This window comes from Dickeya lacustris (assembly GCF_029635795.1).
In the GTDB taxonomy this organism is placed as follows: domain Bacteria; phylum Pseudomonadota; class Gammaproteobacteria; order Enterobacterales; family Enterobacteriaceae; genus Dickeya; species Dickeya lacustris.
On the sequence record NZ_CP114280.1, the window covers coordinates 316,771 to 334,190 of the forward strand.

General features: G+C 49.7%; 16 protein-coding genes and 1 pseudogene. 8 read left to right on the forward strand and 9 right to left on the reverse strand.

The genetic code is table 11. The annotated features are described in order from the left end of the window. Positions 1–9 precede the first annotated feature (9 nt). Complete coding sequence (locus O1Q98_RS01465; protein ID WP_125259464.1) at positions 10–222, reverse strand: hypothetical protein; 213 nt, start codon at positions 220–222, stop codon at positions 10–12. 559 nt (positions 223–781) lie between these two features. On the opposite strand from O1Q98_RS01465, the gene O1Q98_RS01470 reads away from it, so the two are divergent. Continuing rightward, entirely contained in the window at positions 782–1,123 is a 342-nt protein-coding gene (locus O1Q98_RS01470; protein ID WP_125259465.1) for a hypothetical protein, read from the forward strand. 112 nt (positions 1,124–1,235) lie between these two features. Here the strand turns inward: O1Q98_RS01470 and O1Q98_RS01475 are convergent, their stop codons facing one another. The 3 genes from O1Q98_RS01475 to pth form a co-directional block, all read right to left on the reverse strand. Continuing rightward, complete coding sequence (locus O1Q98_RS01475; protein ID WP_125259466.1) at positions 1,236–2,801, reverse strand: methyl-accepting chemotaxis protein; 1,566 nt, start codon at positions 2,799–2,801, stop codon at positions 1,236–1,238. Between the two features lie 672 nt (positions 2,802–3,473). Further along, positions 3,474–4,565, reverse strand: coding sequence for a redox-regulated ATPase YchF (ychF, locus tag O1Q98_RS01480; RefSeq protein WP_125259467.1), 1,092 nt, complete (start codon positions 4,563–4,565; stop codon positions 3,474–3,476). A gap of 145 nt (positions 4,566–4,710) precedes the next feature. After that, a complete protein-coding gene (gene pth, locus O1Q98_RS01485) occupies positions 4,711–5,298 on the reverse strand; it encodes an aminoacyl-tRNA hydrolase (RefSeq protein ID WP_125259468.1) in 588 nt (195 codons plus the stop codon). A 425-nt stretch (positions 5,299–5,723) separates the two neighbouring features. Between pth and ychH the strand changes: the two genes are divergently transcribed. Then, positions 5,724–5,999, forward strand: coding sequence for a stress-induced protein YchH (gene ychH / locus O1Q98_RS01490; protein WP_125259469.1), 276 nt, complete (start codon positions 5,724–5,726; stop codon positions 5,997–5,999). A 211-nt stretch (positions 6,000–6,210) separates the two neighbouring features. On the opposite strand, the gene O1Q98_RS01495 is transcribed toward ychH, so the two are convergent. After that, positions 6,211–7,113 (reverse strand): LysR family transcriptional regulator, encoded by a 903-nt coding sequence (locus tag O1Q98_RS01495; RefSeq protein WP_125259470.1) that lies wholly within the window; start codon positions 7,111–7,113, stop codon positions 6,211–6,213. Between the two features lie 178 nt (positions 7,114–7,291). Here O1Q98_RS01495 and O1Q98_RS01500 point away from each other — a divergent pair, with 178 nt between their 5' ends. Then, on the forward strand, positions 7,292–8,077 hold the full coding sequence (locus O1Q98_RS01500; protein ID WP_125259471.1) for a type 1 glutamine amidotransferase domain-containing protein: 786 nt from the start codon (positions 7,292–7,294) through the stop codon (positions 8,075–8,077). A 153-nt stretch (positions 8,078–8,230) separates the two neighbouring features. Here O1Q98_RS01500 and prs read toward each other — a convergent pair. The 3 genes and pseudogenes from prs to lolB form a co-directional block, all read right to left on the reverse strand. Further along, a pseudogene (prs, locus tag O1Q98_RS01505) lies at positions 8,231–9,179 on the reverse strand (ribose-phosphate diphosphokinase). A 129-nt stretch (positions 9,180–9,308) separates the two neighbouring features. After that, entirely contained in the window at positions 9,309–10,196 is an 888-nt protein-coding gene (gene ispE, locus O1Q98_RS01510) for a 4-(cytidine 5'-diphospho)-2-C-methyl-D-erythritol kinase (protein WP_125259521.1), read from the reverse strand. A gap of 45 nt (positions 10,197–10,241) precedes the next feature. Next, positions 10,242–10,862, reverse strand: coding sequence for a lipoprotein insertase outer membrane protein LolB (lolB, locus tag O1Q98_RS01515; protein WP_125259472.1), 621 nt, complete (start codon positions 10,860–10,862; stop codon positions 10,242–10,244). Positions 10,863–11,070: 208 nt separating this feature from the next. On the opposite strand from lolB, the gene hemA reads away from it, so the two are divergent. From hemA to kdsA, 5 genes are all read left to right on the forward strand, one after another. Further along, on the forward strand, positions 11,071–12,327 hold the full coding sequence (hemA, locus tag O1Q98_RS01520) for a glutamyl-tRNA reductase (RefSeq protein ID WP_125259473.1): 1,257 nt from the start codon (positions 11,071–11,073) through the stop codon (positions 12,325–12,327). Between the two features lie 47 nt (positions 12,328–12,374). Next, complete coding sequence (gene prfA, locus O1Q98_RS01525; protein WP_125259474.1) at positions 12,375–13,460, forward strand: peptide chain release factor 1; 1,086 nt, start codon at positions 12,375–12,377, stop codon at positions 13,458–13,460. Beyond that, on the forward strand, positions 13,457–14,320 hold the full coding sequence (gene prmC, locus O1Q98_RS01530; RefSeq protein WP_125259475.1) for a peptide chain release factor N(5)-glutamine methyltransferase: 864 nt from the start codon (positions 13,457–13,459) through the stop codon (positions 14,318–14,320). Before prfA ends, prmC begins: the two co-directional genes overlap by 4 nt. A 159-nt stretch (positions 14,321–14,479) precedes the next feature. Further along, positions 14,480–15,289, forward strand: a complete 810-nt coding sequence (sirB1, locus tag O1Q98_RS01535; RefSeq protein ID WP_125259476.1) for an invasion regulator SirB1 — start codon at positions 14,480–14,482, stop codon at positions 15,287–15,289. Between the two features lie 83 nt (positions 15,290–15,372). Continuing rightward, positions 15,373–16,227, forward strand: a complete 855-nt coding sequence (kdsA, locus tag O1Q98_RS01540; protein ID WP_125259477.1) for a 3-deoxy-8-phosphooctulonate synthase — start codon at positions 15,373–15,375, stop codon at positions 16,225–16,227. Positions 16,228–16,320: 93 nt separating this feature from the next. On the opposite strand, the gene ydgH is transcribed toward kdsA, so the two are convergent. Continuing rightward, a complete protein-coding gene (gene ydgH, locus O1Q98_RS01545; RefSeq protein ID WP_125259478.1) occupies positions 16,321–17,271 on the reverse strand; it encodes a DUF1471 family protein YdgH in 951 nt (316 codons plus the stop codon). Between the last annotated feature and the right edge of the window lie 149 nt (positions 17,272–17,420).

Below are 17,420 nucleotides of genomic sequence, written 5' to 3' on the forward strand. Positions count from 1 at the left end.
GCCGAGAGTTTATCTTATTGAGCTCCTGATGCACATCGCTAGCGTCAGCAGTGCAATAAAAACAATAATCCCCAAAATGATACTTCCATCGCTATTCAAATCCATTCGGCATTTCTTCGCTATCATCAGCGCAGCCGCCCCGAACGGGATGGCAAGCGCGGGGTGGATGGTCATCATAATGGCGGTCAGAATGAGGCAAAAAATAAAGATAGTGGATGACATATTTCTCCCATTTTATCGGTGATATTACTGGTTTTTAGTAGCATTTTAAGTCTGGTATCGTTATAACGTGGAATTATTTGAGTACAGAAAAGCATTGGCTCTCACTCTAAATAGCTTTACGAAATTAGCGCCCGAAACCTGTCCGTCGATTTCCGAAAAATATCGCATGTATATGATACTAAAGGACGGATAAAGACGGTATTTTTGAGTGTTTTTTGATCTGATATTGTTTGTTTTTATTTAAATATCAATTATTTAAATTATTTTATCCGAGAGCAGGAATCGTATTCGGTCTTTTTTTATCTCATTGATTTAAAATTATTCATCTTATTTTTCGCGAAAGTATACGTCATTCCCACGAAAACCAATATCCGGTCTTTTCATTTTCACTGGTAAACGAAGTCCTTAAGCCTTTTTGTCGAGGCAACCTGCAAGGCCCCGCATTTCGAGAAATGTCAGTGGCTATTGGAGTAGCCGAACAATAAGCGTAAAGAAATACAGAGACCATAGAATAATACTAATGATATAATTAACTAATTATATATCATGGGGTTAGGTTATGAAAAAAATCATCAGCATAGTGTTGTTTATTTTTCCGGCTATAACCGGTGCGGCGACGATAAAAAATCTTATATGTACAGCCTCGTATCAGACGATTGAATCTGACGGTTCTGTTTCTGGGAGAGTAATACGTAAAGATATTAAGTTGCGTGATGCGGGGTCTTCATTTTCGGTCATCATTAATGATGACGTACTGAAAAGCCCGCCACTTACCCTAAAAAAAAGTGAAGGGAAGACGGCATTGATAGGCGAGAAGGATGGGTTTTATTATTTGAAGCTTGATGGTAATTATCTGATCATGGAAGAGAAAAAAGGTTTCGTCATGAGTGATTGCAGATAATTCGGCTATCAAGCATATAAGCCCATTTAATCCACCCTAAGCTACTAAGGTAGATTAGATGGGACGTACGGTCACACTGTGCGGTTATATACTCTATGGCAGACGACTACGATCAGGATGTCAGGCGCGCTGGCGTGATGTCATTTTCCGCCCGGAATCTGCCTACCAGCTCTGCAAGTAATTGTGACTGGTAAGTGAGATTTTGAGAGGTAGAAACGCCTTTTTCAACCAACGAGGCGTTTTGCTGCGTCACCCGGTCAAGCTGGCCAACGGCATCAGCGATATGGCTAATGGAGGAGACTTGTTCCTTTGCGGTGGAACTGATATCTGTGATGAAATCAGAGACTTTGTGTACCTGTGCGACGATCCCCTCCATGGACGCTCCCGCATTCTCGACTTGTCGCGAGCCGTTTTCGACTTTCTCTATACTGGCGCTAATCAACGTTTTTATCTCTTTTGCCGCCTTGGCGCTGCGTTGTGCCAGTGAACGGACTTCGCCTGCGACAACCGCAAAGCCTCGGCCCTGTTCACCGGCCCGCGCGGCTTCAACGGCCGCATTCAGAGCAAGAATATTGGTTTGGAAGGCAATACCGTCAATAATGGCAATGATGTCCGTTATCTTATGGGCGCTGGTAGTGATGTCTTGCATGGTTGAAATCACCTGATGCATCACTGCGCCGCCTTGTTGCACCGCTTGACTCGTTGAGGATGCCAGCAGGGTGGCTTGCTCGGCTGTCTCTGCATTTTTTTGTACTGCTGCGCGAATCTCAATCATCGAAGCCGTTGTTTGTTGCAATCTGGAGGCTTGTTCCTCGGTGCGTTTGCTAAGATCGGCATAATCAGTGGACATCAACGCTGAATCGGTGAATATGGCATCGGAGCTGTCGCGTACCCTGGTGACAATGCTTTGCAGACTATTCTTCATGTCGGCCAATGCTTTGAGCATCAATTGGGCTTCGTCGCGGCCATGTACCTGGATGGCGCACGTTAAGTCGCCCTCGGCAATTTTCTGCGCGACCTCGCAGGCATTTAATAAAGGTGAGGAAACGGCGGTGAGCAGCCGACGATGGGCACCGATGTAGAGTGCGACACACGCGCATAGCGCTCCGACCAACACGCCTATACTGACGATGGAGTTTGATGCCTCGATAGCATTAAACGCGGCCATGTTCTTGTCAGCGAACGCATTGGAAACCTCCACCGTCTTGTCCACCGCGATGCGGTGGGCTTCATAGAGCCGCTGCACGCCAGGTAAACCTGTGCGAGCAGCGTCCATATTACCTGCTACCAGGGGTTGCAGGACGTTATGGCGCGCGGCTTCCAGAAATTTCAGCGCCGCATCGTGTTGCTCGCCCAAAAGATACGTCTCAATGCCGAACGTTTGCGTCTTGCGCCAGTATTCAATCCGTGCGGCATAATCCTGGGCAAGCTTATCGAACGTTTTTATTGCTTTATCAGGTGATAACGAGCCGTCTAGCCCTTGCGATAAGGTCAGCCGGGCCTCAATGAGGTACAGAGGAGGGGGCAGAATATCGGCGGTGATGTCTTTGGCGGTGAAGATTTTGTTGGCCTGTGCGAGCATTTTTTGTCCAGACCACCAGTTAACGGCTCCCTGCGTGATGACAGAAGCGAGACCGACGAGCAGCAATAAGAACAGTATAGATTTAATCGATTTCATGGGAACCTCATCTAAGTCATGTCCCGAAAGAGAGTGTAACGTCGCCCGAATTCGTAACCCGCGAGATGAGTATTTATTGCCTGCCTGCTCATGCTCATCGTGAATTATAGAAAAGCAGCCGCAATGCGAAAGGAATATAGGTGTTTTATGGTTTTTAATTATTTCATTGTATGTTTATGTAATGCGTAACAGTTGACCTTGCATTGGTGGTGATGGTGATATTTTTATGCATGCACGTTTAATATTTCAAATGGAACTGTATTAATAGGATAAGTTCATTATTGAAATAATAAGCGAGATTATGTTGTAAATATTCCACCATCTTTAGTCTGAGAATTAGCTGTAATCTTATTGCGACTAATTATTCTGTTCTTCTATTTTTGGCCGTTATGGGTTTTTATATCAATTTGTTTTTATTGGGTTAATTTATTTTTGATGTGCTATCTGCTGTGTTGGTAATTAATTAGCATGGTTCGCATACTCGCCCTGGGTAGCAGTGCAGTGTTAATTAGACTTAACGCGATACCCTACTATTTGGGTTTATTTAGGTGGGTTTCCCATGATAGGGCGTGGGGCACTATAAACTGAAAAATCCACGCAATTGCGTGGATTTTAAAGAGTTCTGTGAGTCTCATGAGATTTGATAAAACCTCATGAGACAACAAAGTTTATTTAGACGTTGAACAGGAAGTTCATCACATCGCCGTCTTTAACGATGTACTCTTTACCCTCTGAGCGCATTTTTCCCGCTTCCTTCGCACCTTGTTCGCCTTTGAATGTGATGAAATCTTCATAAGCGATAGTCTGGGCGCGGATGAAACCTTTTTCAAAGTCGGTATGGATTTTACCGGCGGCCTGCGGCGCGGTGGCGCCAACCGGGATAGTCCAGGCGCGGACTTCTTTTACGCCTGCGGTGAAGTAGGTTTGTAGATTCAGGAGTTCATAGCCAGCGCGGATAACGCGGTTTAACCCCGGCTCTTCCAGGCCCAATTCCGCCATAAATTCTTCACGTTCTTCATCATCCAACTCAGCGATATCAGATTCGACGGCGGCACAAACCGGCACCACCACAGAACCTTCCTTGGCCGCGATGTCGCGCACCTGGTCCAGGAAGGGGTTGTTCTCGAAACCGTCTTCATTAACGTTGGCAATGTACATCGTGGGTTTCAGCGTCAGGAAGCTCAGGTAGCGGATAGCGGCTTTCTCTTCCGCGCTCAGATCCAGCGCGCGCAGCATGCCTGCGTTTTCCAACTGAGGCAGGCATTTTTCGAGGGCTGCCTGTTCAATTTTTGCGTCTTTATCGCCGCCTTTGGCTTTTTTCTGCACGCGGTGCAGTGCGCGCTCGCAGGTATCTAAATCCGCCAGCGCCAGTTCGGTGTTGATAGTGTCGATATCATCGGCGGGACTGACCTTACCCGCGACGTGGATGATGTTCTCATTCTCAAAACAGCGAACGACGTGACCGATGGCTTCGGTTTCGCGGATATTGGTCAGAAACTGGTTTCCCAGGCCTTCGCCTTTGGATGCGCCTTTTACCAGACCGGCGATGTCAACGAATTCCATGGTGGTCGGCACCACGCGCTGAGGGTTGATGATTTCCGCCAGTTTGTCCAGACGCGGGTCTGGCATCGGCACAACGCCGGTGTTCGGCTCGATGGTACAAAACGGAAAGTTGGCCGCTTCGATACCGGCTTTGGTCAGCGCGTTGAACAGCGTAGATTTCCCCACGTTAGGCAGCCCAACGATACCGCATTTGAATCCCATGTTTATGTCACCTTAGCAATCACGAATCATCGGGTGTTGGTTGCAATATGTTATTTTTGCAAAAACACCCGTCAGAATGAAAAAAATAGCCCTGAGGCCAATTATACACACAATAGCGGTTGAACTCGATCTACCTGCATCAAGGCTATGACGCCTTAAAGGCATGCAGCCGATTCATGGCTTTGATCATATCTTCTTTTATCAAAATATCGGTACAGCGTAGCGATTCATCAATCGCTTGATCGATAAGCCCTTGCTCGCTGGCTGGCGGTTTGCCAAGCACAAAGCCGACAACTTTATTTTTATCGCCGGGATGACCGATGCCGATGCGTAAACGGTGAAAATTAGGGTTATTGCCCAGTTTGCTGACGATATCCTTTAAACCGTTATGGCCACCGTGGCCGCCGCCGAGTTTAAGTTTGGCAACGCCGGGGGGCAGGTCTAACTCATCGTGCGCGACCAGAATTTCATCGGCTTCGATGCGGTAGAATGAGGCCATCGCGGATACCGCTTTGCCGCTCAGATTCATAAATGTCGTAGGTACCAACAAACGGACATCTTTGCCTGCTACCGACAACCGGGCCGTGTAGCCAAAAAACTTACTCTCTTCTTTCAGGGGTTGCCGATAATTTTCAGCCAGTTGATCAACGTACCATGCGCCCGCATTGTGGCGGGTTGCTGCATATTCAGCGCCGGGATTGGCCAGCCCCACGATCAGTTTTATACCACTCATTATTTCATACAACTCACAAGGCAGAGCGCCGGATAAGTTATGCCCGTTCACTCGAATTGTTGGAAGCGACAGGTATGACACATAAACAACAAACCTGTCTGGAAACCCTTTTTAACCGCGTTAGTTTAACGCAGGGGCGGTTGATCACCAACATGTGATCCTGCCCGCATAGCTACTACCGTCAGCTGGTTATACTGTGAACAAATAATAGGCCCTTTGCTTGTAAGTGAATAACCAGTAACCGCATTCGTTATTCCAGCGAGTAATACTGTAAATGTGTAAAACAGCGGTTTTTAAACGCAACGAGTGCCTTTTGATGATTGCTTTAATGATTCCAGGGATGAGCCTGCCGTCGTGTAAACCATGCTAGCAGGTGGGTGCAGACGCCACGCGCTGTGTTTTCATTGGGTTTCTGGAGGTGAACGATGAAACGTAGAAATGCCATGCGAATGGGTAATGCGTTAATGGGGATTGGCATGGTGCTGATGATTGCGGGTATTGTGTATTCAATCGCCAATCAATTGCCGGAGTTAAATCTGCCAGGTTCCGCGCACTATGTTGAACTGGTTTCGATTTTTATGGGGGCAATCCTGTGGTTAACAGGTGCGCGTATTGGCGGGCGTGAATCTGTGACCGATCGCTATTGGTGGCTCAAGCATTTTGATAAACGCTGCTGCCGTGAACAGCATCGAAATCCATAAGCCTGTAGCCGAAGCGATACAACAAATATCGGCTGGAAAATGGTGGAGAGGGTATTGGTCTGTGTATGCCCGTTATATACGTTGCAGGTGGATTAGTTTTCCTCTCCGCCAATATGGCTTGGCACGCCGGAGTGCGTTACAAGGGGGGGCTTTTCCTGCAATTTGAATTATTTTAAGCATGAAGTACGCGATGGAAATATACGATGAATTTTTAAGTATTCATTATGCGTGAGCACGTCTCAATAAAAGCACGTAATTTGGGTTGGTTTCTTCCGGCTTTCGAAAAATAGAGAAAAAGGCCATCATTACCTGGCGAGCGATCAAGCAGTGCGGGCTCCAGGCTTCCTGCCGCCAGTTCACGTGAGCTGTGGAATGTGGAAGAGTAGATGAGTCCGATTCCTTTAACAGCAAGGCTACGCATCAGCTCGCCGTCATTAACAGTAATAGACCCTGTCGGATCAATACGAACTGTTTCATTATTTTCAATAAATTCCCAACGATAAATATCGCCTTTTTCCGGGCGTCGGAATCGAATGCATTCATGATGAACAAGGTCGTTGGTAACTTTAGGTTTTCCATGAAGCCTGAAATAGGCGGGAGACCCAAAAACCGCCCATTGAAAAGGTTTGGAAAGTCGAACCGCAATCATATCCTGCTCAATGTATGAGCCGATCAAAATACCGGCATCATAACCTTCAGAAATAAAATTATCGTGGCGATTACTGACCGTAATATCCAGGTTTACATTTGGCCATTGCTGGCGAAATGCGGGTAATAACGGTTCAATAACATGCGGTAAGGCCAACCGCTCCACGATTAACCGCAGTGTTCCCGCCGGGGCTTTTGACGACTGAGCTGCATCTTCGAGACTGACGGCGATTGCACGCGCTGCGGGTTCTATCTTTAAAAGCAGGTTCTGTCCGGCTTCTGTCAATGCCATTTTACGCGTAGTCCTATGAAAAAGTAGCGTGCCAAGGCGATGCTCCAGTTTCTGCAATGACTGACTGATTGAACCGGGGGTTTTGCCAAGATCAAGAGCGGCTTTCCGAATACTCAGCCTTTTCGAGATAGCCAAAAATTCCGGCAATCCATCAAAATCATTGTGCTGGCTCATCCAGAACTCTCTCTTGTTATCTTTGGTTCTTCGCGTATTGATATTTTGTGGCAATAATTCATCTTAATACAAGCCAATTGGCATGTTTTTTTAAACAATCTGTTCCGTTTTGACCGTCTACCTCGGGTTTTTGAACTCAGATACAGTGAAGGCACACCAACAACCTGAAGGAAATCCTATGTCACTTGCAACGTATTTTGCTCGTCTCATCATCGCTATTACCGTCTTCTCGGTATCTGCTCTGGCGGGCGCGGCCCAGGAAACGCAAAAACAGGAAAAGATATTAATCGTCGTCTCCAGTCTGGATAAAAAAACAGAAAATCTCGTGGGGGGATTTTGGTTTCCAGAATTAACTCATCCCGTCAAAGTTTTTGATAAAGCGGGTTTTGATTTCGATATTGCAAGTCCCAAAGGCGGATTGGCTCCTTTCGATGGTTTCGACCTGAAAGATCAGGCTAGTCTGGAGTTTTGGACTAACCCTCAACACCGAAATAAGCTTGGTCAAACAATTAAATTATCGGATATTGATCCATCAAAATATTCCGCGATTCTGCTTGTCGGTGGTCATGGCCCGATGTGGGATTTTGTCAATAATACTGAGCTTAGTAATATTGTGCGTACGCTGTACGAAAACAATAATGTGATTAGTGCTGTGTGCCATGGCCCGGCAGGGCTTATCAATGTCAAACTCAGCAACGGTGAAAGCTTAATCAAAGGTCGCCGTCTCACAGGATTTACGGCAGCGGAGGAGGCCTCCCGGCAGTACGATAAGATAGTGCCATTTGAACTGCAAGACGCCCTGAAGAAAGTCGGGGCAACGTTTGAAGAAGCACCAATATTTGCGAACAATGTGGTTGTTGATGGGCGCTTAATTACCGGGCAAAACCCCGCTTCGGCAACAGCGCTTGGGGAAGCGGTGGTTAAAGCCTTACAAGCCAAGACTCAGCGCAAAGCGGCTCTATAGTCACTTATCAATACCCCATCATCAGATCTATTCAGACTGCGATTGAGTAATAGGGTATTTCAATAAACATCCCGAAATGCCCTTCGTCGCCAGTAAAAACGCCACCGAATGAATCATTATTCGGTGGCGTAGTGATTACAGCCGAAATATCGATTAATGCTCGAACATCGCAGAAATAGATTCTTCGTTGCTGATGCGGCGAATCGCCTCGGCCAGCATACCTGAGAGTGTCAGGGTACGTACGTTTGGCAGAGACATTGATGTTTTCCGACAGCGGAATGGTATCGCAGACAATCACTTCATCAATGACCGAGTTCTTGATGTTCTCGTAAGCGTTGCCAGAGAAAATCGGGTGAGTGGCGTAAGCAAACACACGTTTTGCTCCACGCTCCTTCAGCGCTTCTGCCGCTTTGCACAGCGTGCCGCCGGTATCAATCATGTCATCGACCAGGATGCAGTCGCGCCCGGCAACATCACCAATGATATGCATAACCTGAGAAACGTTAGCGCGTGGGCGACGTTTATCGATAATGGCCATGTCGGTGTCATTGAGTAACTTGGCGATCGCGCGCGCACGCACCACGCCACCGATATCTGGGGAAACCACGATCGGGTTATCCAGATTCTGCTGTAACATGTCTTCGAGCAGGATAGGGCTACCAAACACGTTATCTACCGGGACATCGAAAAAGCCCTGAATCTGTTCGGCATGTAGATCGACGGTCAGTACACGGTCAACACCCACGCTGGAGAGAAAGTCAGCAACAACTTTTGCGGTGATAGGCACACGGGCAGAGCGCACACGGCGGTCCTGACGAGCATAGCCAAAGTAGGGGATAACAGCGGTAATACGTCCTGCGGAAGCGCGGCGCAGGGCATCAACCATCACCACCAGTTCCATCAGATTATCGTTTGTTGGCGCACAGGTAGATTGGATGATGAAAATATCACCACCGCGTACATTTTCGTTGATTTGTACGCTGACTTCGCCGTCACTAAAACGACCTACGGCAGCATCGCCCAGACTGGTGTACAAACGGTTGGCAATACGTTGTGCTAGTTCCGGTATAGCGTTACCAGCAAAAAGCTTCATATCAGGCACGAGAAGAACCTCAAGCTTGCGTCCAGAGAAATATTCTGCATGCGGAAGCCGTGTGTTGTGCCGCAAACAGAATATACATACGGGTGTATGGAAAAAGATCGTTAAAACACCACGGTGGGCAGTGGTTTTTTAGCAACCCTTAAGCAGCCCGGAAAGGCATTGTTGCAGTGGCGAAATATTCACACCGCGAGCGACAAAGCCCGATTGTCCTTCCGGGACCCGGTCTAGCACCTGACGGGCGGCATGCTCGGTGTCGAACTCGGCGAACACGCAAGCGCCAGTGCCGGTCAGGCGCGCCGGTGCGTATTCTAACAGCCATAAAAGTAGCTGTTCAACCTCACGAAAACGTTTTCTTGCGACGGATTCACAATCATTGCGGAAAGTTTGTGTCAATAAGTGTGATAACGGCCTTTTTGGTGTGTCTCTGGTCAACTCGGGGTCAGTAAAGATAAGCGGTGTCGGAATATGTACACCTGGGTGAATGACCAGATACCATTTTTCTGGTGGCTCCGTGGGGGTTAACTGTTCACCGACCCCTTCGGCGAAGGCTGCATGACCCCGTACAAACACCGGTACGTCGGCGCCGAGGGTCAGCCCCATTGTTGCTAATGCATCAACCGATATCTGGCTGCCCCAGAGATGATTGAGCGCCACGAGCACGGTAGCCGCATTTGAGGAGCCGCCACCCAATCCGCCTCCCATGGGTAAACGTTTCTCGATGGCGATATCGGCACCGCTAAACGGCAACCCTGCTTGCTGACAATGGCGCTGTAATAGGCGCGCAGCACGAACAGCGAGATTGTTGTCATCCGCCACATCAGCTAGCGGGGTTTGTAGCACTATCTGGTTATCCTGACGTAACGTAAGCGTGACGGTGTCACCGTAATTCAGAAACTGGAAGAGCGTTTGCAGGTTGTGATAACCGTCAGCGCGGCGGCCAGTGATATATAAAAATAGATTCAGCTTGGCCGGTGAAGGCCAAATAGTAGACGCGGCCACGTTATGCGCGGCCGGCATCGCTATCGGTGTTTTTGCCGTCATGATTATCGATATTCGCCGTTATTATTCGGTTATCCAGTTATCCATTTTTAGTTTGATGCGTTGCTCGCCTTGCGTCAGTTCCAGACTTTGTGGCAGCGGCAGTGGCGTGTCGGTGTATGAAAGGTAATCAACGCTCCAGTGTTGGTCGCCTTGCTGATAATTGACATGACGTAGCCGCGCATGTTCATCAAGCTCGAAGTCTTGCGCATCACCGGGTAGCCCCAACATCCATTGGCGTAAATTATCGAGCGGGATAGCCATACCGGTCAGTTGCTGCACCATCAGTTGCGCATTCTTGCCGACATAACGCTTGCCTTGGTTATCAGTAATTTGTACCAGTGCAGAGCCCGCTTGTAATTCCAGCTCCGTACCGCCAAGCGGGTTGCTTAACAGTAAGCGATAGCGTTGCGGTGAGGATTGTTGCCAAAAGAAACGGGCGTAAAGTTTCTTCCTATCAGAAATATAGGCAAATGAGCCTCGGGTCTGATAATGGTCGAGATTTTGTACGCTTTGCGCGTGAGCCAGCCACTGTGGCGACGTGGGTTTTTGGCCAGGCGCAGTGGGTTGTGTCAGGGTGCAGGCTGTCAGTAATACACTGGCCAAAGGCAGTAATCGCAAGACGTAGGCGGGGTTTTTGAACATGTTGAAAAAATCCTGTTTCAAGCATCATGAGGCAAACTAGGCGTCACGCTAGCGGGGTTGGGCGGCAGCGTCAATCTTTGATATGTCACAAGGCTGAACCATCAGCGGTTGAAGAGGGGCCGCCGGGGTTACTTTTATTGCACGCAGGCTTGAAGTAGAATGCCCATCAGATGAAACCCATACTAACACCGGGATTACTCTGCGAATCATGACTCTGCTCGCGCTTGGTATCAATCATAAAACGGCTCCTGTGTCGCTGAGAGAACGCGTTGCGTTTTCGCCAGAACAGCAGGGGCAGGCGCTGCATAGTTTATTACAGCAACCGCTGGTGCAAGGCGGTGTGGTGTTGTCCACGTGCAACCGTACGGAACTCTACCTGAGTGTCGCAGAGCAGGACAATCGCCATGAGCAGTTGATAGCCTGGCTGTGTGACTACCATCAACTGCACCCGGATGACATTCGTAAAAACCTCTACTGGCATGAAGACAATGCGGCTGTCAGCCACCTGATGCGTGTTGCCAGTGGTTTGGATTCGTTGGTGTTGGGTGAGCCCCAAATCCTGGGACAGGTGAAAAAGGCCTTTGCCGATTCGCAGCGTGAGCGTTCGTTATCCGGCGATTTGGAGCGGTTATTCCAAAAATCGTTCACCGTAGCCAAACGGGTGCGGACTGAAACCGACATCGGCGCGAGTGCCGTGTCGGTTGCCTTTGCCGCCTGTACATTGGCGCGTCAGATTTTTGAATCATTGTCGGATGTGAATGTGCTGTTGGTTGGCGCAGGTGAAACCATTGAACTGGTCTCTCGCCATTTACGCGAGCACCGTGTGAAACGGATGGTGATTGCCAACCGTACCCATGAGCGAGCGCAGGTTCTGGCCGACGAAGTCGGTGCCGAAGTGATTACGCTCGCAGAACTGGATGCTAACTTGCCGCTGGCGGATATTGTCATCAGTTCTACCGCCAGCACTCTGCCCATCATTGGCAAGGGAATGATGGAGCGCACCATGAAAGCCCGTCGTAACCAGCCAATGTTGATGATTGATATCGCCGTGCCGCGCGATATCGAGCCGGAAGTCGGGCGTTTGCCAAATATTTATCTCTACAGTGTTGATGATTTGCAGGCGATTGTGGCGCATAACCTGGCCCAGCGTAAGGCTGCCGCCGTACAAGCGGAGTCGATTGTTGAGCAGGAGTGCTCGGAGTTTATGGCGTGGCTTCGCGCTCAGTCGGCGGTTGATACTATCCGCGATTATCGCGATCAGGCCGATAGCTTGCGCGACGAGATGACAACCAAAGCGCTGGCTGCAATACGCAACGGTGGGGATGTTGAAGCCATCGTGCAGGAACTGACACATCGACTGACGAATCGACTGATTCACTCTCCCACGCGCGCGCTACAGCAAGCCGCGCGTGACGGCGATCTGGAACGTTTGCAGATTTTACGTGACAGTCTCGGCCTGAACTAGCATTCTTCTTCCCCCTTAATGACTCACTACAGGATTGAACTGCCCGCATGAAGCCTTCTATTGTTGCCAAACTAGAAGCATTACAAGAACGCCATGAAGAAGTCGAGGCGTTACTGGGAGAGCCCAGTGTCATTGCTGATATGGACCGCTTTCGGGCGCTGTCTCGCGAATATGCGCAATTGACGGATATTACCCAGTGTTTTCAGCGCTGGCAGCAGGTCCAGGAGGACATTGAAACCGCTACGCTGATGCTGGATGACCCGGAAATGCGCGATATGGCGCAAGAAGAGTTAAAAGCGGCCAGGGCAGCCGGAGAAGAGCTGGAACAACAGTTGCAAGTGCTGTTATTGCCAAAAGATCCTGACGATGAGCGTGGTTGCTTTCTGGAAATCCGCGCGGGCACCGGCGGCGATGAAGCGGCGCTGTTTGCAGGAGATTTATTCCGTATGTACAGCCGTTATGCCGAATCACGCCGCTGGAAAGTCGAAGTGATGAGCGCCAGTGATGGCGAGCACGGCGGTTACAAAGAGATGATTGCCAAAGTCGTTGGTGAAGGGGCCTATGGCCAGTTGAAATTTGAGTCGGGTGGTCATCGGGTGCAGCGCGTACCAGCCACTGAGTCACAGGGGCGTATCCATACCTCGGCCTGCACCGTTGCGGTGATGCCCGAGGTGCCAGAAGCGGAATTGCCGGATATTAATCCGGGCGATCTGAAAATCGATACGTTCCGCTCATCCGGTGCGGGTGGTCAGCATGTTAACACCACGGACTCGGCAATCCGCATCACCCATTTACCCACCGGGATTGTGGTGGAGTGTCAGGACGAGCGCTCTCAACACAAGAACAAAGCAAAAGCATTATCGGTATTGGCGGCCCGTATCCGCGCGGCCGAAATGCAAAAGCGTCAGCAAGAAGAAGCCTCTACGCGACGTAATCTATTAGGCAGCGGCGATCGTTCTGACCGTATTCGCACGTATAATTTCCCGCAAGGCCGAGTGACCGATCACCGCATTAACCTGACGTTGTATCGTCTGGATGAAGCGATTGAAGGCAAGCTGGATATGCTTATCCAACCGATCGTGCAGGAATATCAGGCCGATCAATTGGCGGCGTTGGCCGAGCAGGATCAATGACGTATCAGGCGTGGTTGAAACAGGCAATCGCCAGACTGCAAGGCAGTGACAGCGCCAAACGCGACGCGGAGATTTTACTTCAGCATGTCACGGGCAAAAATCGCACCTTTTTGCTGGCGTTTGGTGAAACGGAACTCGGCGCGTGCGAATTACAGCAAGCCGAGGGCCTGTTAGCCCGCCGTATCAACGGAGAGCCGGTTGCCTATCTGACCGGGACGAGAGAGTTTTGGTCACTGCCGCTGGCGGTGTCGCCGGTAACGCTTATTCCTCGGCCAGATACGGAATGCCTGGTGGAGCAGGCGTTGCTGCGCCTGCCTGCGCGTGCTGCGAACGTGCTGGATTTAGGGACGGGGACAGGGGCGATTGCGCTGGCGATTGCGCATGAGCGCCCGGATTGCCAGTTAACCGGTGTTGATTTTCAGCCTGATGCAGTGGCGCTGGCACAACATAATGCTGAACGGCTAAACATCCGCAACGCCCGTTTCTTGCACAGTGACTGGTTTGGCGCATTACAGGGCCAGCACTTCGCGTTAATTGTCAGTAACCCCCCTTATATTGATGCGCTCGACCCACATTTGTCCTGTGGCGATGTGCGATTTGAGCCTGCCACTGCGCTGATCGCCGATGATAATGGGCTGGCTGATTTACGCGCGATTACGCAGCAGGCTGGGGCGTTTCTGTCGCCCGGTGGCTGGCTGTTACTCGAGCACGGCTGGCAGCAAGCCGGGGCGGTGCGTGCGTTGTTGCAGCAAGCGGGTTTTGAAGCTATTGATACTCAGCGTGATTATGGTGGCAATGAGCGGGTGACGCTGGGACAATGGCCGTCGCGTATTGCGCCGGATCACGTTAACTATGATTAGCCCTATTTATCCTTCATCTGTGCGTATGTGACTGCTGACGACGCGCAGGTTTGGCATTATTATCTGATTCGCCTGACAGAGCATATATGCAGATGAGTGCAGGCAGGCTGGCTTGTATTTAGGCTCGCTGTCGATGTTATTTTTGCTGATGGAATCACTATGAGTTCTATTGCCGATTTTGAATTTAACCAGTCGCCCTTGAGTGAGGGGGTGATGTTGGTTTCCCAGTCAATACGCCGTGATTTTGCCACCCAAGAGGTGAGGCAGCACCTGCAAAAGTTGGTTGATGAAGCACGGGCGAGCATTTCGAGCGATCTGGAGCAGGATCAGCAACTGGAACAGCTTATTGAACTGTTCTTTCATACCTGGGGATTTGGCGGTGCCAGCGGGGTTTATCGCCTTTCTGACGTATTATGGCTGGATAAAGTGCTGGCAACGCGTCAGGGAATGCCGGTTTCCCTTGGGATTATCTTTTTACATATCGCCCATCAGCTTGAGCTACCGCTGATGCCGGTCATTTTTCCCACGCAGTTAATTTTGCGAGCAGACTGGCTGGATGATGAAATGTGGCTCATCAATCCGCTTAATGGCGATACGCTCAGTGAGCATGTGCTGGAGGTCTGGCTGAAGGGGAATCTTGGTGTATCGGCAAGGCTGATGGACAGCGATCTGGATGAAGCAGAGAACGTCATGATTGTGCGTAAACTGCTTGATACGCTCAAAATTGCGTTAATGGAAGAAAAACAGATGGAGCTGGCATTACGCGCCTGCGAAGCCATATTGCAGTTCGACCCGGAAGATCCGTATGAGATTCGCGATCGCGGGTTGATTTATGCGCAACTGGATTGCGATCACATCGCGTTATCCGATCTGAGCTATTTTGTTGAACAGTGCCCGGAAGATCCGGTCAGCGAGATGATTAAAGTTCAGATTCACTCCATTGAGCAAAAACAGATTGTGCTGCATTAGATGACTGTTGATGAGACAGTGCAGCATGAGATTGGGGCGGCGTGACCCCATCATCTGGTTTATCCGACAATTAAGGTAAATTTATGAGCAATAAAGTGGTTAACATCGGGGATATCCCGGTTGCCAACCATCTGCCATTTGTGCTGTTTGGTGGCATGAATGTGCTTGAGTCTCGCGAACTGGCGATGCGAATCTGTGAACATTATGTCACGGTGACACAGAAGTTAGGTATTCCCTACGTTTTCAAGGCCTCTTTTGATAAAGCCAACCGTTCTTCCATCCACTCTTATCGTGGGCCGGGTCTGGAAGAGGGTATGAAGATTTTTCAAGAGCTAAAACAGACGTTTGGCGTGAAAATCATCACTGATATACATGAGCCTCAGCAGGCCCAGCCGGTGTCTGAAGTGGTTGATGTCATTCAGTTACCTGCATTCCTTGCCCGCCAGACCGATCTGGTTGAGGCTATGGCAAAGACTGGCGCGGTTATCAATATTAAAAAACCGCAGTTCATCAGCCCCGGCCAGGTTGGCAATATTGTGGATAAATTCCGCGAAGGGGGTAATGATCAGGTGATTTTGTGCGATCGCGGCAGTAACTTCGGCTATGACAATCTGGTTGTCGATATGCTGGGTTTTAACGTGATGAAGCAGGTGTCACACGGTGCGCCGGTTATTTTCGATGTAACGCATGCGTTGCAATGCCGCGATCCGTTTGGTGCCGCATCCGGTGGCCGTCGTGCTCAGGTTGCTGAATTAGCCCGTGCAGGTATGGCGGTGGGGATAGCGGGTCTGTTTATTGAAGCGCACCCCGATCCGAATAGCGCTAAATGCGACGGCCCTTCGGCGCTACCGCTCGATAAGCTGGAACCTTTCCTGATGCAGATGAAAGCGATTGACGATCTGGTGAAACACTTCCCAGAGCTTGATACCCGTAGCTGATAACCTGAAATGCGTTTGCTTCAGGTTTGGCTATCGGGTAGTAATAAAAAAACCGCCGTTAATGGCGGTTTTTTTATATCTGGATGGCGAGTTTTATTTATATAAATCAGCGCCGATAGTGTAATGGTCGCCTTTTTCTTGCCACTCGCGGGTAATGTGGTAGAACTTGGCACCTTTCTTGTAAGCCTGTTTTGCGACGGCTTCAGAAATATCCGTTGGGCTATTAAAACTGCCGCGCAAGGTGATGGAGTCAAACGGTGCCATTTTGGCAGCTGTTGCGTTATTCAGTTCCTGAACCTGGGTGCCATCAGCCATGGTGACAGTGTAACGAGAGCCGACGGTTGAGGATTGGGTCTGAAAGAAATTCCCGACCTTGTCACTTAAACTTGATGACGTTGCCACGCCCGGAATTTCCACTTTTGCCGCTGCTTCTCCCCCTGCCGCCAGCGCCGCTTTACCTGCTTCTGAATTGGCTGGGATCGCATCCGGGCTTTGAACCTGACGCTTAGGCGCATCTTTCTTATACACAAAAGCGGTGATGGATTGGGTGGAACCATTAGAGTTGATATCGACCTGGCGGGCGATAAAAAACGCATCGGCTGCTTTGGCTTTAGCCGCTTTACCGATAGCCTCGTTTACCTCAGGCTGGTTGCCAAAAGAACCCGTTACCGTCACGGTATCGTAAGGCTCCAGACGTACGGCTTCATCTTTGGGTAACTCTTTCACGCCGCTGAATGTACGGTATGACGCATCTTTTACCGCTTCAGGCGCATCTTTTTTGTACAGATCAACCGTAACCTGCCAGCGCCCGCCGTTAACTTCAGAGGTGCTCTGAATATAAAAAGCGGCTGCGCCGCGCGCGTCGGCTTTTTTCGAGGCATCAGCGGCCGCTTCATAAATCGCGTCATAGCGCCCTAAAAAAGTTATTCGTTCAAAAGGCTGTAGTGACTGTGCTTTTTCAGGAGTTAACTCCTGTGCAGCCTGCGATGAAAACGCGACTATTGATAAAAGAGTGGAGGCAACAACGCGGTTCTTCAGCTTCATAAAAAATCCTTTCACCTGACGCAATTCGGGTCAATACGTACCAAGCCGTTTTCTATAGTAGCCGCTGATTATGGCATGGAACCTGTCGTTATGCCTCTGCATTTTAAGTTAAATCCGCTAAGGCAAGGTCGGCCCGGCAGGGGAAAAAG

Excerpts from the sequence above, each read along its gene's own strand:
- O1Q98_RS01500 (WP_125259471.1), top strand. The coding sequence starts at position 7,292 with ATGTCACTTGCAACGTATTTTGCTCGTCTCATCATCGCTATTACCGTC.
- lolB (WP_125259472.1), bottom strand. The coding sequence starts at position 10,862 with ATGTTCAAAAACCCCGCCTACGTCTTGCGATTACTGCCTTTGGCCAGT.
- hemA (WP_125259473.1), top strand. The coding sequence starts at position 11,071 with ATGACTCTGCTCGCGCTTGGTATCAATCATAAAACGGCTCCTGTGTCG.
- O1Q98_RS01475 (WP_125259466.1), bottom strand. The coding sequence starts at position 2,801 with ATGAAATCGATTAAATCTATACTGTTCTTATTGCTGCTCGTCGGTCTC.
- prfA (WP_125259474.1), top strand. The coding sequence starts at position 12,375 with ATGAAGCCTTCTATTGTTGCCAAACTAGAAGCATTACAAGAACGCCAT.
- kdsA (WP_125259477.1), top strand. The coding sequence starts at position 15,373 with ATGAGCAATAAAGTGGTTAACATCGGGGATATCCCGGTTGCCAACCAT.
- O1Q98_RS01470 (WP_125259465.1), top strand. The coding sequence starts at position 782 with ATGAAAAAAATCATCAGCATAGTGTTGTTTATTTTTCCGGCTATAACC.
- ychH (WP_125259469.1), top strand. The coding sequence starts at position 5,724 with ATGAAACGTAGAAATGCCATGCGAATGGGTAATGCGTTAATGGGGATT.
- pth (WP_125259468.1), bottom strand. The coding sequence starts at position 5,298 with ATGAGTGGTATAAAACTGATCGTGGGGCTGGCCAATCCCGGCGCTGAA.
- prmC (WP_125259475.1), top strand. The coding sequence starts at position 13,457 with ATGACGTATCAGGCGTGGTTGAAACAGGCAATCGCCAGACTGCAAGGC.
- sirB1 (WP_125259476.1), top strand. The coding sequence starts at position 14,480 with ATGAGTTCTATTGCCGATTTTGAATTTAACCAGTCGCCCTTGAGTGAG.
- O1Q98_RS01495 (WP_125259470.1), bottom strand. The coding sequence starts at position 7,113 with ATGAGCCAGCACAATGATTTTGATGGATTGCCGGAATTTTTGGCTATC.
- ispE (WP_125259521.1), bottom strand. The coding sequence starts at position 10,196 with ATGCCGGCCGCGCATAACGTGGCCGCGTCTACTATTTGGCCTTCACCG.
- ydgH (WP_125259478.1), bottom strand. The coding sequence starts at position 17,271 with ATGAAGCTGAAGAACCGCGTTGTTGCCTCCACTCTTTTATCAATAGTC.
- O1Q98_RS01465 (WP_125259464.1), bottom strand. The coding sequence starts at position 222 with ATGTCATCCACTATCTTTATTTTTTGCCTCATTCTGACCGCCATTATG.
- ychF (WP_125259467.1), bottom strand. The coding sequence starts at position 4,565 with ATGGGATTCAAATGCGGTATCGTTGGGCTGCCTAACGTGGGGAAATCT.